This is a genomic window from Breznakia pachnodae, from assembly GCF_030814225.1.
Lineage (GTDB): Bacteria > Bacillota_I > Bacilli_A > Erysipelotrichales > Erysipelotrichaceae > Breznakia > Breznakia pachnodae.
Genome location: NZ_JAUSUR010000008.1, coordinates 239040 through 255976, shown reverse-complemented (window position 1 = coordinate 255976; position 16937 = coordinate 239040). Strand labels below are relative to the sequence as shown.

Sequence of the window (16937 nt, the reverse complement as noted above, 5' to 3'; positions counted from 1 at the left end):
CCCATTTCGAACACAGAAGTTAAGCACTTTTACGGCGACAATAGCTAGGCACGCTCTAGTGAAGATAGCAAATTGCCAGTTAAACATTAGAGAGATTTATTTCTCTCTTTTTTTGTTTGAAAGAGTAAAGTGATATAATCACTAATTGATTTTATAAGTAAAGGAGTAGTTGACATTACAGCAATTTAATGAACTGGTATGTTTTATTTCAGTGTGGTTATGTTATAATATAGGTTATGAAAAATAAGAAAATTTTAGTGGGCTTATCTGGTGGCGTGGATAGTGCTGTAGCAGCTTATTTGTTGAAGGAAGCAGGTTATAATGTAACCTGTGCTTTTATGCGTAATTGGGATTCATTTGCGAATAATGATATCAATGGTAATCCAACAATTGATAATGATGTATGTCCTCAGGAAGAGGATTATATGGACGCAAAGCGAGTAGCAGATAAACTAGGTTTAGAGTTATTACGTGTTGATTTTGTAAGTGAATACTGGGATTATGTATTTACATATTTCTTAGAAGAATATAAAAAGGGAAGAACTCCAAATCCAGACATCTTATGTAATAAGTATATTAAGTTTGATTTCTTCTTAAAATATGCAGAGGAACTAGGGTTTGATTATGTTGCGACTGGACATTATGCACAAGTGCAACATGGTGACGATGAAAGTATTCTATTAAGAGGAACTGATCAAAATAAGGATCAGACATATTTCTTGTGTCAGATTTCTCAGGAGTCACTACAAAAAGCATTATTTCCAATTGGTGATATTGAAAAACCAGAAGTTCGTAGAATTGCAAAGGAATTAGAACTTGATATAGCAGAAAAGAAAGATTCAACTGGTATTTGTTTTATTGGTGAACGTAACTTTAGAGAATTCTTAAAAAACTATTTACCAGCAAAAAATGGAAATATTATTGATATAGATACAAATAAAGTAATTGGCGAACACGTAGGTGTTTTATACTATACAATTGGACAACGTAAAGGACTTGGTATCGGAGGCGATGGTGGTCCATGGTTTGTCATTGGTAAAGATGTAGAAAAGAATGAACTATATGTTTGCAGCAAAGAAGATAATCCTTGGTTGTTTGCTGACTCTTGTTATGTGAGTGGTGTGAACTGGTTCTCAAGCAAAGAAAAACCAAATCGTTTTGATTGTAGTGCTAAATTTCGCTATCGTCAAAAAGATAATGATGTAACAATTGAAATTTTAGATAATAACGATGTAATGGTATATTTTGATAAACTAATATCATCAGTTACACCAGGACAGGAAGCCGTGTTCTATGATGGTGACATTTGTTTAGGTGGAGGTGTGATTGAACACGCTTATCGTAATAAGGAAGATATTGAAAAGCTAATTAAGGAGAAACGTAATGCAAAATAAGTTTGGTACTTACTCATTAGATGTTGTTAGACGTATTGCACTACTTGCATTTTATTTCTTTGGTTTTATTGTGTTTTTACCAATTGTTTTTTCACTAATCTTAATAAAATTAGATTTAGTGAATGACTTATTGTTTATGGTTTTTGTTTATTTAACTTCTGTAGTGGTAGCAGTTTTAATAGCACGACCACTCTTTCAAAGTGAACGTAAATTTTCTTGGGGAGATGTATTTCGATATTTGATTATTGGAATATGTTTATTGTTTTTAGCAAATATTGTAATTGGGCAACTAATTGAAATATTATTTTCGCTAACAACAAGTGAAAACCAACAAGGAATTTACAATATGCTTGATATATCAAATTATGGAGAGAATGTTAGCTTTCTTATTCCATTTGTACCTTACTTGGCATTCATAACACTTGTTATTCTTGCACCAATTTTAGAAGAAATTGTTTTTCGTGGTGTTATTTTCAGATGGTTACGTGAAACACAAGGGTTTGTACTGTCTGCTGTTGTATCTGGAGCATTGTTTGGATTTATACATGTGTTTGATTCTTTGTTGTCAGGGAATTTCGTAGACCTAGTGTATATAGTATTGTACGGAGTAATGGGATTAGTGTTCTCTAAGATGTATGAAGAAACAGGTTCAATCTATGGACCAATTATTCTTCATGCTTGTTATAACGCAATTCCTACATTAACTCTTATTTTGTCTTAATAATAAGGAGTGATGGTTTTGCAGGATAAAATGTGTATAGAAGGTTACTTCAGTACAATTATTTATCGAAATAATAATTATACTGTAGCAAAATTCAAAACTGATGAAAAAGCAGAAAAGTATCTTACTGTAACTGGGTATATTGGAGAAGTGTATGAAGATTTTCCTTATCGTTTATATGGGGATTATACCGAACATGCACGATATGGTATGCAGTTTTCAGTAGAATCATATGAACAAGTGATGCCAAATGATGACAGTTCACTTATTCGTTATTTTTCTAGTGCCTTCTTTGATGGAATTGGGAAAAAAGCAGCAAGCAAAATTGTAGCACAGTTGGGAAAAGATGCAATTAGTATTTTAAAAGAAGATCCGGAGATTGTATATCAGCTTGTTGGATTAAGTGAGAAGCAAAAAGAAAGTTTAAAATCAGGAATTGATAATGATATTGAAGATTCGGTTGTATTCTTAACACAACATGGAATTAGTACTAAGAATATACTAAAGATAGAAGCAACGTATGAAGATGAGGCAGTTTCAGTTATTAAGGAAAACCCATATCAGTTAGTCATAGACATTGATGGAATTGGATTTAAGACAGCAGATAAACTTGCGATGAGTCTTGGATTTGATGAAATGAATCCAAATCGTATAAAAGCTGCAATTGTTTCTGTTGTATTAAATGTATCGATGCAGACAGGAAATACATTTACTTCAAAGGAAGAAGTGTTTCGTCATCTAGTAAAAGAATTTTCATTTTATGATGAAGAACTATATGAAACATATCTGTCTCAATTAGAGATGGAACGATTAGTATATTTGGATGGTGATGCACTTTATCATATTACCCAGTATGATGCAGAAAAGGGGATTGCAGACTTTTTATATGGATTCCCTTATATTGATGTGAATACTAATGAGTTAGGTGATTTGGATCGTATCATTGATGAAGTAGCTAGTGAGTTCAATATTGAATATGATAAGAAACAAGTAGAAGCAATGAAAACATTCTTTGATCAGCCATTTTCTATACTGACAGGTGGACCAGGTACTGGGAAGACAACAATTGTGCGTGCCATCATTCAGTTATACAAAGAACTATATCCTTACTCTACAATCGCTTTGTGTGCGCCAACAGGGCGTGCTGCGAAACGTTTGGGAGAATTAGGAGGAATTAGTGCTACGACGATACATTCGCTTTTAAAATGGGATTTAGAAACAAATACATTTGCAGTTGATGAGAATACACCAATTGAAGCAAATCTGATTATCATTGATGAGTTTTCAATGGTAGATTCTTGGTTGTTTTATAATCTATTAAAAGCAGCTCATAATGTATCCAGAATTTTAATTATTGGTGATGAAAATCAGTTGCCATCCGTAGGACCTGGATTTGTATTGAAAGATTTAATTGAATCAGAACAATATGCGTTAACCAGGTTAGAGAAAATCTATCGTCAGAGTGAAGGTAGTGATGTAATTTCTTTGGCCCATGCAATGAAAGAAGGAAGACTGGATGGTTTGCATCAGGGAAATGATGTGAAGATGTTTCCTTGTCAGAATTTCCAGGTAAAAGATCAAATATTAAAGATTGTATCCAACGCCTTTGAAAAAGGATATAGTGATCTGGATGTACAGGTTTTAGCACCTATGTACAATGGAGTTGCTGGGATTGATGCATTAAATAAAGCAATGCAGGAATTATGCAATCCGCCAAGTAATGAAAAGAATGAATTAAAATTAGGTTATCGATTATTTCGTGAACAAGATAAAATTCTTCAATTAAAAAATCAACCAGATGATGGTGTGTATAATGGAGATATTGGAAAGATTGTGGAAATTGTTGATGCGAAGAATGATTTTAATAATATGGCAAGAGTGGTTGTAGATTATGATGGTGTATTTGTGGAATACACAGGAGATCTATTACAAAATATAACACATGCTTATTGCATATCAATTCATAAGTCTCAAGGTAGTGAATATCCGATTGTTGTAATGCCAATCCTGAAGGATTACATTTATATGCTTCAGCGAAGATTGATCTATACAGGGATTACAAGAGCAAAGAAATCACTTGTTTTATTGGGTAGTGAAGAAATGCTTGAAAAAGGAATTCAAAGAACCGAGTATCATGAACGTAAAACAGGTTTATTGAAACGAATCAAGGAATATAGTGAAGGTATACCATTTTGATAAGGTCAGTTGAACTGACCTTTGTTTGTTTAAGGGAGAAACGATTATGAAAATAGTTACAATTTGTGGAAGCATACGATATTCTGAAGAGATGATGAAGATATCAGAAGACCTAGAATTAAAAAATGGATATGTTGTTCTTCAATGTGCTTATAGTGTTAATGGATATAAGTATAAAGACTTGGATATTCAAATGTTAGCTAAGATTCATAAAAAGAAAATTGATATCAGTGATGCTATTTATGTTGTTAATATTGATGGATATATTGGAGATAGTACAAGAAATGAAATTGAATATGCAACAAAGAATGGAAAAGAAGTAATTTATCATAAATCAATAGATTAATCATTTTCTTTATGCTGAAGATAAAAAATTAGTTATAGTATGCAGGTTATGCTCTATCTTAATTCTAGAAAGAACATTGTAATTAAAAGACAGTTTATCGTTTTAAATCTAACTAATAAATGGAGTTGACAGTTGTTGATTCTTTTTCTTTTACCTTACATTATTTACATCTTACTAGAGATTTATGACCACTTAAATGAAACACCTTTTATTGAAAAAATATCTATGTATAATTTGGACTATAAGAGGAGAACAATATGAAAACAACGAAATGGAAGAGAACATTTTTTACAATCTGGAGTGGTCAGGCAATATCATTATTGACCAGTGCCATCGTACAATATGCATTGATTTGGAGTTTAACTGCTCAAACAGAATCGGCACTTGTACTATCAATTGCAGGACTGGTAGGATTTTTACCAGCAGCTGTCTTAGGACCATTTATTGGAAGTTATGTTGATAAACATAATCGAAAGAGAATTATGATGATTTCCGATTCATGTATCGCATTATCAACACTTGTACTGATTCTGATCAGTTTTAATATGGAAGTACCAATTTGGTTGATTTATGTAGTGTTATTTATTCGTGCATTAGGAAGTGCATTCCATCAACCTTGTTTGCAGGCTGTGACACCATTAATCGTGCCACAGGAAGAGTTGGCAAAATGTGGTGGATATACCAGCACTCTTCAATCTTTATCTTTTGTCTTAAGTCCAGCTCTTGCTGCTGCAATGTTTGCAGTATTACCTTTATGGGTAATACTATCTACTGATATTATTGGAGCAATCGTAGGAGTACTAACAATTGCAATATCATATATTCCTAGATTAAAAAATCAAGAAGAAAAAGAATTACATGTTTGGGAAGATACAAAAGAAGGATTAAAAGTACTACAAAAGGAAAAAGGATTATATTACTTTGTATTAGTAGTGTTTGTATTCTATATTGTTTATATCCCATTAAGTACACTGTATCCGTTAATGAGTGTAACCTATTTTGATCGCTCGATTGCTGATGCAGGGTTTGTAGAAACAATGTTTGCTGTTGGAATGTTGGCAGGAGGAATCATCCTAGGAATCTGGGGCGGTACAAAGAATAAGATGCATAGTATTATGGGTGGAGTAGTCTTACTTGGAGTTGCAACATTACTACAAGGGTTAATACCTCAAAGTCAATTTATGTTATTTGTGGTATTGGCTGCTATTACTGGATTTGCAGTGCCGTTCATTTCATCACTGTTTATGACGATTATTCAAGAAAAGATTCATCCTGAGTATTTAGGTAGAGTTGTTAGTGTGGCATCATCTATTATGTCATTTGCAGCACCAGTTGGACTTATGTTTTCAGGGGCATTTGCCGAGCAAATAGGTGTACATAACTGGTTTGTTATTTGTGGTGTTGCTGCTATCTTATGTGTTGGTTTCTGTCTGATGGTGAAATCAATTCGTAATCTTGATAGACCTGTGAAAGTGTGATATAATTCATTAATAAAATGATGAATAAGATGAGTACTCATGCAGAACCTATTCCAGAGAAAAAGCAGTTGGTGAAAGCTTTATAGTTGAACTTGAGGAAGCTACTTAGGAGTTTTATCGTATAGTCTGCGTTAAAGATGAATTAAGGTGCATAAGATATGTATTATCTTATGAATCAGGATGGTACCGCGTTTAAAACGTTCCTGACATGGAACGTTTTTTATTTTTATATGAGGAGGTATAGTTATGAAACAAAGAACAGGAAATGAAATACGACAGTTATTCTTAGATTACTTTGCTAGTAATGGTCATATGATTGAACCAGGAGCATCGCTAATTCCAAATAATGATCCAACTCTTTTATGGATCAATGCAGGAGTTGCAGCATTAAAGAAATACTTTGATGGTAGTGAACAACCAAAGAGCAATCGTATTGCAAATGCACAAAAATCAATTCGTACTAATGATATTGAAAACGTTGGTAAAACAGCAAGACATCATACATTCTTTGAAATGTTAGGAAACTTTTCAATTGGTGATTACTTCAAGAAAGAAGCAATTCATTTTGCTTGGGAGTTTCTGACAAGCCCAGAATATATTGGAATGGAAAAAGAAAAGATGTACATCTCAGTTTATACAGATGATGATGTTGCTTACAATGTATGGGTAGATGAAATTGGTATTGATCCAAGTCATATTCTAAAGACAGATGGAAACTTCTGGGAAATTGGAGCTGGACCTAGTGGACCAGACAGTGAAATTTTCTATGATCGAGGAGAAAAATATGATCCTGAAGGAATTGGTGAAAGATTATTCTTTGAAGAATTAGAAAATGATCGTTATATTGAAGTATGGAATGTTGTATTCTCTCAATACGATGCACAGCCTGGAAAACCAAGAAGTGAATACAAAGAATTGCCACAGAAAAACATTGATACAGGAATGGGATTAGAACGTTTAGTATCAATCGTGCAAGGTGGAGAAACTAACTATGATACAGATTTATTCCTTCCAGTAATTCGTGAAGTTGAAAAACTTACACCAAATAAATATGAAGGTGAGTATAAAATGGCATATCGCGTTATTGCAGACCATATAAGAACAGTTGTGTTTGCGCTAAGTGATGGAGCTATGTTCTCTAATAATGGCCGTGGATATGTGTTGCGTAGAGTGTTACGTAGAGCAGTGCGTTATGGAATTAAATTAGGATTAAATGAATCCTTTATGTATCAATTGGTACCAATTGTAAGTGAAAATATGAAAGATTTCTATCCATATTTAATGGATAAAGTGGAATATAATCAAAATTTAATTAAAACGGAAGAGGAAACGTTCCATAAAACATTATCAAATGGTGAGAAACTATTAAATGATGAGATATCAAAAATGGATGGCACTGTTTTTTCAGGAAAGGTAGCATTTAAATTATATGATACATATGGATTCCCCTATGAATTAACTGAAGAAATCTTAAATGATGATGGTTATACAATTGACCGTGATGGTTTTGATAAAGAAATGGGAAAACAAAAAGAACGCGCTAGAAATGCTCGTGCTGATTCTGGTTCGATGACTTCACAATCTGTAGATTTAATGGAATTCACAGATATAAGTGAATTTATTGGATATGACAATCTGACATGCAATGCAGTAGTAATTGGTATGTTTAAAGATGGTGTAAAAGTTAATGAACTATCAGAAGATGGTCAGTTGGTCTTTGATCAGACTTGCTTCTATGCAGAAAGTGGAGGACAAGTAGCAGATCAAGGTGAAGTTACCGTTGATGGAGTCTCTTATAACGTAATCGATGTAAAAAAAGCACCACATGGTCAATTCTTGCATAGTGTTGAAATCAGTGATGGAACAATTCATACAGGTGATAAGGCACATTTGGCGCTTAGTGCTAAGAAACGTGCTCTTACAACACGTCATCACTCGGCTACCCATTTACTGCAAAGCGCATTAAAGCGTATTGTAGGTGATCATATTGCCCAAGCAGGATCATATGTAAGCGACGAATACTTACGTTTTGATTTCACTCACTTTGAGAAGGTGAATTCAGAGCAATTGAATGAAGTTGAACAACTTGTCAACCGATTTATCGAACAAGATGAAGTAGTGAAGGTTGAATATATGAACATTGAGGATGCTAAGAAAACAGGAGCTACAGCAATGTTTGATGAAAAGTATGGTGATGTGGTTCGTATTGTTTCGATGGGTGATGTATCCAAAGAATTCTGTGGTGGATGTCATGTCCAAAGAACTGGTAATATTGGTGTCTTCAAAATTGTAAGTGAAGAATCAATCGGTTCAGGAATTCGCCGTATTGTAGCGAAGTGTGGATATTCAGCATTTGAAGAATTTAAGAAAGAAGAAGAAATATTATTAAATGTTGCTTCTATTCTAAAAATGAAAACAATCAATGGAATGGAAGATAAAGTTACCAGTCTTAGTGATGAAATCAAACAACTTCAAAAAGAAGTTCAGTCATTAAAAGAAGAAGCAATGAAAAAAGAAGCAGATAACCTTTTATCGGATGCAAAAGAAGTAGACGGTATAAAGGTGCTGGTTAAGAAGTTTGTAGGAGTAAACGGTGGAGCATTAAAAGATATGGCTTCATCAATCAAAGATAAACTTGGTAGCGCAGTTGTCTTTGTTGCTAGTGAAGATAATGGTAAAGTTGTCTTTGTTGCTAGTGCAAGTAAGGATGCTGTTGCGAAGGGAATCAATTGTGGTAATTTAGTAAAAGAAGCTGCTCAAATTTGTGGTGGTAACGGTGGTGGCCGTCCGGATATGGCACAGGCTGGTGGAAAAGATGCTAGCAAACTAGATGAAGCAATAAAAGAAATTAGTACAAACCTAGGGTTTACTCTTTAAAACATGTTAAAAATATTGTACAATGAAACTAACTCAAAAAAGGGGGTCTTGATATGAAAGATATTACAGAGACTATGCCATTTGCATCTGAAGAATTTAAAAGAGATAATATCAAACATGTTTTACGACTGGTAAATGAGGCTCTGGAAGAAAGAGGATACAATTCTGTTAATCAAATTTCAGGATATTTAATCTCTAATGATCCAGCTTATATTTCTAGTCATAAAAATGCGCGTACTATCATTCAAGGTGCTGATAGATATGAGATTATTGAAGAATTAGTTCGCTTTTACTTAAGCGCAATCAAAGAAGAGCAATAATGGAAAAAATTGTTGGTCTGGATTTAGGAAGCGTAACTTGTGGCGTGAGTGTCAGTGATCTGATGGGTATCATTGCAACTGGTGTAACAACCATTCGCTTTGAACCTGATGATTATGATACCTGTTTACAAGAAGTGGTAAAAGTGTTAAAAGAAAACAATAGTCGTACAGTTGTTTTGGGACTGCCAAAACATATGAACGGTGATGTTGGAATTAGAGGCGACGTATCAATTGAATTTAAAGAAAAACTGGAAGCACAAGGAATCAAGGTAATTCTTTGGGATGAGCGTTTAACAACAGTAAGTGCTCAACGGATGCTGATTGGTGCGGATGTTTCAAGAAAGAAACGTAAAAAAGTAATTGACAAGATGGCAGCAGTTACCATTCTTCAAGATTATTTAGATAGTGTAAGATAGGGCGATTGCCCTATTTTATTGGAGGTATAACATGGAATCTAAAAGTATGTTTGTGAAAGATGAGTTTGGAAATGAGCAAGAAATGGAAATTCTTTTCACATTTGATCATGAAAGTACAAAGTATGTAGTCTTTCGCAGTGTTTCAGATGTAGACGGAGAGGTTTTTGCTTCTGCCTATAATGACGAGGGGGAACTCTTACCTATTGAAACTGAAGAAGAGTGGCAAATGGTAGAGGAGGTTTTACTAGCATTTACGGAGGAAGACAATGAAGAAATCAATATTTAAGGATTTTAAATGGACTGCAAAAAAGGTAATTGCCTTGGTTGCAGTAGTAGTGGTTATCTTTGCTGTGGTTGCTGTAACTTATTACAATAACTCATTATCTGCGATCAGCAGTGAAGATGAACCAATTTATTTTGAAATTAAAGAAGGTGATGGTGTCTCTACAATCGTTGAAAATTTAGCCGAACAGGGGATTATCAAAGATGCTTCAATGGCGAAGTTATCTGCACGTTTTGATGGAATTGATGAATTTAGTGTAGGAACTTATGTAGTGAATAAGAATTGGAGTACACCTAAGATTTTAAAGTATATTTCTAATCCTGATAATATTAAAAATGATGAAGTTCTGATTACCTTCCAGGAAGGAATCTGGGCAAAAGACATTGCAAAGAAAATTGAAGAGAATACAAATGTAACAGCTGATGAACTGATTGCTCTATGGAATGACGAAGAGTTCTTAAGACAATGCATTGATACGTATGATTTCTTAGATGAATCAATTTTAAATAGTGAATATCGTATTAAACTGGAAGGATACTTATATCCTGAAACATATTACTTTATGAAGGATACAACACCTGAAGAAGTAACCTATACATTCTTGAATCATTTTGCTATTGAATATGAAGAAATTCGAGATGATGTAGAAGCAAGTGATATGTCATTACATGAAATTATTACATTAGCGAGTGTTGTTCAATATGAAAGTTCTTCTAAAGAAGATATGGAAATGGTTGCCGGAGTGTTCTATAACCGTCTGGAAAAAGGACAAAAACTTGAATCAAGTGTTACGGTATGTTATTCGCTATATGAGTTTGAGGATTGGTTAGAATGTGAGAAATCATCAGATATTGATTCACCTTACAATACATATATGTATGAAGGTTTACCAATCGGTCCAATATTAAATCCTGGCAAGCAGGCAATTGAAGCAACATTACATCCAGCTGAACATGATTATTACTACTTTATTGCAGATGTACAAGGTGATAATACAGTATATTATGCAAAAACTTATGAAGAACATTTAAAGAATGTTGAGAAGTACTTGGATTATTAAAAAAGATAGTATAATTATTAGAAACATGTTATAATACGAAAGCAATAAAATAAGGAGTGATTTAAGTGGAAAATCAAGAAAAAGTATTAGTAACCCAAGCTGGTTATGAAGAATTAAAAGGCGAACTGAAAAAATTAGTCCACGAAGAACGTAATATTGTAATTCAGGAATTACAAGAAGCTCGCGCTCAGGGAGATTTAAGTGAAAACGCGGATTATGATGCTGCTCGTGACCATCAAGCTCGTGTCGAAGCAAGAATCGCTGAACTAGAAGCAATGCTTACAAACGTTGAAATTATTGATGATAAGAAAACAACTACTAAAAAGACAGTTTCATTAGGGTCTACAGTAACAATTTTGGACTTAGATTCAAATGAAGAAGAAACTTATACAATTGTTGGTTCTGTAGAAGCGGATCCATTTAATGGAAAACTTTCTAATGTTACTCCATTAGCAGTAGCATTATTGGAAAGTAAAGTAGGTGCTACGGTAACAGTAACAAATGTTGAAAAACCTTATAAAGTAAAAATCTTAAGTTTAAAATAAACTCCAGAAATGGAGTTTTATTTTGGTGGTTGATTATTATTTATATATATTATATTATTATGTAGACGGGAGGATTATATGAAACTTTTATTATCAAGTTTAGTACTTAGTGCTGTCTTAGTTGGAGGTTGTTCATCAAATGAATCTAAAGAACCAAAAGTATGTACAGTAGAAACAAATGAACAAACAGGTACTTTTGAAATTATACCTGATGGAAATAAAGTAAAAACCATTATTGCTACATTGGAACAAGATTATGAGGGTGCATCAGAATTATCAGATGATGATAAATCTGCTTTAGATGCTTATATGGCGAGTGCTATGGGTATTGATGGAGAGAGTGGGGTAACACTAAAAATTGAATATGGTGACAATACGATTAAAGTAGTTCTTACATTTGATGTTCAAAACATTAAAGAGATGCCATCAATATTTCAATCAACAACAGGGACTGCAGATGATTTAAAAGAAATCAGTTTTGATGATTTTATTAAAGATTTAGAAACTGCTGGAGCAGAATGTGAATAATCTAAATAAGAAAATTTATAATAACTGAAAGGATAGATATCCAAAGCGATATCTTTTTTTCTGTTAATTATAGAATTAGTAATGGTATAATTAATTAGAAAAGAGTGGAGATAAACAGATGATAAGGTATGTTTCGCAAATATTTGAAGAAGAACCAAAGCAATGGGGACTTAGAGGTGATCCTTTCTTGTGGAGATATTTGAAAGATAAGTATTTGAATACTGTAATACCATATTCACCTGAAAAACTGGAACAAGATATAATAGAGGAAATAAAAGTATTGACCAATGAAAATCCGAAAAGTGATAAGCATTATCATGTTAAACAATTTGCAACAAAGCATGTCGGGATGTCTACGGGTTTTATAAGTGGTAGATTCTGGTTAGAGAGAGGTATTCCATTACTAAAAGAGAGGTTAAAAGAGTTAAATACTAATGTGTAATAAATTAATTATTGGAGGAATTATATGATAAATTCAGAAGAACTTATATTTGATGACAACATGGAATTATATTTTACATTTGAAGTGACAGGCGAAAGCGTTTGTCTTATTATATCTGATGGCTTATATGCTTATGATGAAGTATTATCAACTACATACAAACAAGAAATTGCTAGTTTTATTAATAATAGAAGTGAATGGAAAGATAATGTATCAAAATCAATTCGTGAAAGATTTATAAAGGTTTATAATATGGATTCAAAAGTAACTGACTTTGTTTTAGTGAATATATTTGTATTGTTTGAGCAAAATGAGAAACCAATATTTGGACTTCAATTCAATACTGATTTAGATCGACAACATGGTGTAGGGTTAAAAGTAGATGGAACAAACTATAATGTTATTGAAGTTGGCAGCGCAGATGTAGCATTTTGTTGAATAAACTAACAATATATATGATATGAAAAAAAGTAGATATTTATTCTACTTTTTATTTTGGTTAATAAATTCTCTTTTCAAGATAGCATAGGCATAACTGCTTACATAGATAGGATTTCCATACTCATCCTGTTTGAAACTAACATCTTCAATGAAATGCGCTTCTCGGCGAAAATTAAGCCGTTCTAGCAATTTATATGAATTTTCATTATCATCGTTACATTCGGCAATAATGCGTCTTGCATCAAGCGTATCAAAGGCATATTCCATAACTGCATAAGCTGCTTCAGTAGCATATCCCTTTTTACTGTAGTTTACATTGAAGTCAAAAGCAATTTCATAGGTTTCAGAAGATTGTGGATCAATCTCAATATTACCAATAACTTTATGTTCACTCGTTAATTCAACTGCAAAGAAATATTTGTTCTCTTTTTGCCGCTCAATAATTTTTTTACATTCTTCTAATGTCTTAGGTTCAAAGTTCTCATGTTTTGCTGTAAAGTCAAGTTTCATATATTCATAGAAATCATTTGCATCTTCTTCTTTAAACTGACGCAATATTAATCGTTTTGTTTTTATCATATCATTCTCCAAAAAAAGGATATGGCAAGCATATCCTCTAACTTAATTTTGTTCTAGTCCTGCTACTGGTTCATGTAATGGAGCAGGGTCTTTTAATACTTTTATAATGTTGTCTGCATGATCACCCATACGTTCTAAGTTTGATAGGATATCAACATAAATTGAAGCAGCAACATGTTCTTTACATTCATCATTTGCCATACGTTTGAAATGACGTTTTCTTGCTTTTTCTTCAATTAAGTCAAGATAGTTCTCTTTATCTGCGACAACTTCTGCTAATGATTCATCTTGTTCATAATAGTACGCCATTGCAAAGTCCAACATACTGATTACAACATCACTCATTTCATTTAAATCCGCTAAAGCACTTTCTGAGAATTCAGCCCTTTCATCATATACCATGTCATAGAAGTTAACTAAGTTCATTGATATATCTCCGATTCTTTCAATATTCTTAATAACTTGAAGGTTTGCAATCAATGCATCTGCATCATCTTGTGATAACCCTTCATGAGAAATATGAATTAAGTATTCTGTAATCTTAGAATCCAAAGTATTTACTGCGTCTTCATATTGACCAGCACCTTCTTTGTGTTTTCCTGCTTTTGTATTTAAGAACAGTTTAGTTTCTTCCAGTTGCAGAATTACCAGTTCAGCCATTTTAATTGTTGTGTTCTTCGCTGAGTTAATTGCAGCTGCAGGTAATGTCTCTGCAAGCATTGGATCTAATCCAGCTGTATCAACTTCAATCTGACGTTCATCTTTTCCACGTACAATCTTTTTCACAATCATAACCATCTGTTTAATAAATGGATATGCTAGGATGGTGACAGTCACATTAAATATAATATGTGCAACAGCAATCTCCATCATTGGTGATAGATTCAGTCCACTAGATATCGTCGCAATTAATTCCGAAACTGGGGTAAGGAATATCATAAATAAAATGGTTCCAAACACATTAAACATAACATGAATACCTGCGGTTCTTTTTGCGGCCACACTACCACCAAGAGCAGCTAATACTGCTGTAATGGTTGTCCCAATGTTTGATCCAAAGATCAAGGGTAAGGCGGCTATCAATTGTATTGAATTGGAGTCGTACAATTTCTGGACAATCCCAATAACCGCACTACTGGACTGAACAATTGCGGTAATAAAGGTACCTGCAAGCATTCCCAGAATTGGCTGTTGAGCCATCTCAGTAGCAATTGTATCAAACTGAGGTAATTCTCCTAATAAGCTAAGTTCGTCTCCCATTAAACGTAAACCAAAGAATAAAAGTCCAAATCCAAGAATAATTTGACCTGCGTATCCTTGTTTTTTACGTTTTGAGAAAACGGTAATAATTACTCCTATAAATACAAAAATTAATGACATCTTCTCAACCTTTAACCCAATTAAGAAGGCAGTAATCGTTGTACCAATATTTGCTCCCATGATAATTCCTACAGCTTGTTCTAACTTCATAATTCCAGCACGAACAAATCCAATGGCAATCGCTGTTGTAGCACTACTTGATTGAATAAACGTAGTGATCAAAGCTCCAATAATAATTCCCATCCAAGGTTTTGATGTATACTTATCAATATAATCTCTTAGTTTATCACCAGCAATGCTTTTTAATCCAGCACCCATATATTCGATACCGAATAAAAACAATGCAAATCCACCCAGGATATAATCCCATTGAATCGAGGGAATAGACGTCGCTATATGTAGCATATTGATCCTCCTAAATATAACACTAGTACTATTTTACCATTAAATTGAAAAATTCCTACTATTAATTTTATTTTTATTGAGAATATTGAAAGTGGATATCTTTGCGCTTTTCATATATAATGGAAATATTGAATGATTAGAGAAGAAAGAGGGTTGTTATGAGATTAATATCATGGAATGTAAATGGGATACGAGCATGTATCAACAAAGGGTTTTATGAGTTTTTGGAAAAGGAATCACCTGATGTACTTTGTATTCAAGAATCAAAGATGCAGGAAGGTCAAATAGAGATAATTAGTGATGGATACTATCAATACTTTAATAGTGCAGTAAAAAAAGGATATTCTGGTACGATTACGTTTACCAAGAAGAAACCATTATCTGTAAGTTATGGAATTGGAATTGAAGAACATGATAATGAAGGTAGAGTAATTACGACTGAATTTGAAGATTTCTTTTTAATTAATGTGTATACACCAAATTCACAGGAAGGCTTAAAGCGTTTAGACTACCGTATGGAGTGGGAAAATGTATTTAAGGACTATTTAAAAGGATTGGAAGAACGTAAACCAGTCGTTGTCTGCGGAGACCTGAATGTCGCTCACAAAGAGATTGACTTAAAGAACCCTACGCAAAACAGAAAGAATGCTGGTTTCTCAGATGAAGAACGTGCTGCGTTCACAAGACTGCTAGAGGCTGGGTTTATTGATACATACCGTATGTTCTATCCTGATAAAGCAGAAGCATACTCTTGGTGGAGTTATCGTTTTAACGCTCGCTCAAGAAACGCAGGGTGGCGTATTGACTATTTCTTAGTGAGTGATAGTTTAAAAGATAAATGTAAAAAAGCGGAAATCTTAAGTGATGTATTAGGTAGTGATCACTGCCCAGTAACATTAGAACTTGAGGCAAACTAACATGAACAACTTCAGTTGTTTCGACAATCTTGAAGCATGTATTTTTGATTTGGATGGAACTCTACTAGATTCTATGGACATATGGCAGGAAGTTGATCGCAAATATCTTGCATCATATGGAATCGAGTTTGATGAAACGTTTAGTGAAGAAATTAAACGACTTACCTTTAATGAAAGTGCAAAGTATTTTATTGAAAAATTTAAGATTCCAAGAACTGAAGAAGAAATCATGGAAGATTGGAATCAGCTGGTGGAAGTGGAGTATCGCGATAATGTGCAGTTGAAACCAGGGGTAAAAGAATTCTTAAGTTATCTGGCGAGTCGTGATATCAAAATGTGTATTGCAACTGCTTGCAATAAGACACATGCTTTGATGGCACTGGAGCGTTTGGAAATATTACCTTACTTTACGTTTGTAAGAACATGTAAAGAAGTAGGAAAGAACAAGGAACATCCTGATATCTTTTTGAGATGTAGTGACGAGATGGATGCGAAAGTTGAAAATACAATGATATTTGAAGACTTACTGATGGCATTAGAAATTGCCAAGAAAGAAGGGTTTCGTACTTGTGGAATCCATGATGTTTTATCTTCGCATGAGAGTGAGGATATAGCGAAGATCTGTGATCTCTTCATTTATGATTTTCATGAATTAAAAGTAATATAATA

The 16937-nt window shown here is 33.4% G+C and carries 18 protein-coding genes and 1 other annotated feature; of the genes, 16 read left to right on the top strand and 2 right to left on the bottom strand.

Annotated features, from left to right (window positions below; all coding sequences use genetic code 11):
* Positions 1 to 236: 236 nt before the first annotated feature.
* The 14 genes from mnmA to J2S15_RS18540 all read left to right on the top strand — a co-directional run bounded on the left by mnmA (position 237) and on the right by J2S15_RS18540 (position 13044).
* On the top strand, positions 237 to 1394 hold the full coding sequence (gene mnmA, locus J2S15_RS18605) for a tRNA 2-thiouridine(34) synthase MnmA (RefSeq protein WP_307411391.1): 1158 nt from the start codon (positions 237 to 239) through the stop codon (positions 1392 to 1394).
* Positions 1384 to 2115 (top strand): CPBP family intramembrane glutamic endopeptidase, encoded by a 732-nt coding sequence (locus tag J2S15_RS18600; protein ID WP_307411388.1) that lies wholly within the window; start codon positions 1384 to 1386, stop codon positions 2113 to 2115. Before mnmA ends, J2S15_RS18600 begins: the two co-directional genes overlap by 11 nt.
* 18 nt (positions 2116 to 2133) lie before the next feature.
* A complete protein-coding gene (gene recD2 / locus J2S15_RS18595; RefSeq protein ID WP_307411385.1) occupies positions 2134 to 4311 on the top strand; it encodes an SF1B family DNA helicase RecD2 in 2178 nt (725 codons plus the stop codon).
* Between the two features lie 46 nt (positions 4312 to 4357).
* Positions 4358 to 4657 (top strand): hypothetical protein, encoded by a 300-nt coding sequence (locus J2S15_RS18590; RefSeq protein ID WP_307411381.1) that lies wholly within the window; start codon positions 4358 to 4360, stop codon positions 4655 to 4657.
* Positions 4658 to 4914: 257 nt separating this feature from the next.
* Positions 4915 to 6135: an MFS transporter gene (locus J2S15_RS18585; RefSeq protein WP_307411377.1), complete on the top strand. Its 1221-nt coding sequence runs from the start codon at positions 4915 to 4917 to the stop codon at positions 6133 to 6135.
* Between the two features lie 11 nt (positions 6136 to 6146).
* Positions 6147 to 6343 (top strand) — a binding site (T-box leader).
* A 38-nt stretch (positions 6344 to 6381) separates the two neighbouring features.
* Positions 6382 to 9012, top strand: coding sequence for an alanine--tRNA ligase (gene alaS / locus J2S15_RS18580; protein ID WP_307411375.1), 2631 nt, complete (start codon positions 6382 to 6384; stop codon positions 9010 to 9012).
* Between the two features lie 53 nt (positions 9013 to 9065).
* Entirely contained in the window at positions 9066 to 9332 is a 267-nt protein-coding gene (locus J2S15_RS18575) for an IreB family regulatory phosphoprotein (protein ID WP_307411372.1), read from the top strand.
* On the top strand, positions 9332 to 9748 hold the full coding sequence (gene ruvX, locus J2S15_RS18570; protein WP_307411370.1) for a Holliday junction resolvase RuvX: 417 nt from the start codon (positions 9332 to 9334) through the stop codon (positions 9746 to 9748). Before J2S15_RS18575 ends, ruvX begins: the two co-directional genes overlap by 1 nt.
* Positions 9749 to 9779: 31 nt before the next feature.
* Positions 9780 to 10034, top strand: coding sequence for a DUF1292 domain-containing protein (locus tag J2S15_RS18565; protein ID WP_307411367.1), 255 nt, complete (start codon positions 9780 to 9782; stop codon positions 10032 to 10034).
* Positions 10015 to 11091 (top strand): endolytic transglycosylase MltG, encoded by a 1077-nt coding sequence (gene mltG / locus J2S15_RS18560; protein ID WP_307411364.1) that lies wholly within the window; start codon positions 10015 to 10017, stop codon positions 11089 to 11091. The genes J2S15_RS18565 and mltG overlap by 20 nt, the downstream gene beginning before the upstream one ends.
* A gap of 65 nt (positions 11092 to 11156) precedes the next feature.
* The gene (gene greA / locus J2S15_RS18555; RefSeq protein WP_307411361.1) at positions 11157 to 11636 is read left to right on the top strand and encodes a transcription elongation factor GreA; all 480 of its coding nucleotides are present in this window, start codon (positions 11157 to 11159) and stop codon (positions 11634 to 11636) included.
* Positions 11637 to 11714: 78 nt separating this feature from the next.
* Positions 11715 to 12164, top strand: coding sequence for a hypothetical protein (locus tag J2S15_RS18550; RefSeq protein ID WP_307411359.1), 450 nt, complete (start codon positions 11715 to 11717; stop codon positions 12162 to 12164).
* Between the two features lie 118 nt (positions 12165 to 12282).
* Positions 12283 to 12606, top strand: coding sequence for a hypothetical protein (locus tag J2S15_RS18545; protein WP_307411357.1), 324 nt, complete (start codon positions 12283 to 12285; stop codon positions 12604 to 12606).
* Positions 12607 to 12630: 24 nt separating this feature from the next.
* Complete coding sequence (locus J2S15_RS18540; RefSeq protein WP_307411354.1) at positions 12631 to 13044, top strand: hypothetical protein; 414 nt, start codon at positions 12631 to 12633, stop codon at positions 13042 to 13044.
* Positions 13045 to 13089: 45 nt separating this feature from the next.
* Here J2S15_RS18540 and J2S15_RS18535 read toward each other — a convergent pair whose 3' ends face one another.
* Together J2S15_RS18535 and J2S15_RS18530 are read right to left on the bottom strand one after the other, a co-directional pair.
* Positions 13090 to 13626, bottom strand: coding sequence for a GNAT family N-acetyltransferase (locus tag J2S15_RS18535; RefSeq protein WP_307411351.1), 537 nt, complete (start codon positions 13624 to 13626; stop codon positions 13090 to 13092).
* A 42-nt stretch (positions 13627 to 13668) separates the two neighbouring features.
* Entirely contained in the window at positions 13669 to 15351 is a 1683-nt protein-coding gene (locus tag J2S15_RS18530) for a Na/Pi cotransporter family protein (protein ID WP_307411347.1), read from the bottom strand.
* Positions 15352 to 15509: 158 nt separating this feature from the next.
* On the opposite strand from J2S15_RS18530, the gene J2S15_RS18525 reads away from it, so the two are divergent.
* The gene (locus tag J2S15_RS18525) at positions 15510 to 16268 is read left to right on the top strand and encodes an exodeoxyribonuclease III (protein WP_307411343.1); all 759 of its coding nucleotides are present in this window, start codon (positions 15510 to 15512) and stop codon (positions 16266 to 16268) included.
* Between the two features lies 1 nt (position 16269).
* Positions 16270 to 16935 carry an HAD family hydrolase gene (locus J2S15_RS18520; protein ID WP_307411340.1) on the top strand — a complete coding sequence of 222 codons (666 nt, stop codon included), beginning with the start codon at positions 16270 to 16272 and terminating at the stop codon, positions 16933 to 16935.
* The last annotated feature ends 2 nt before the right edge of the window (positions 16936 to 16937 follow it).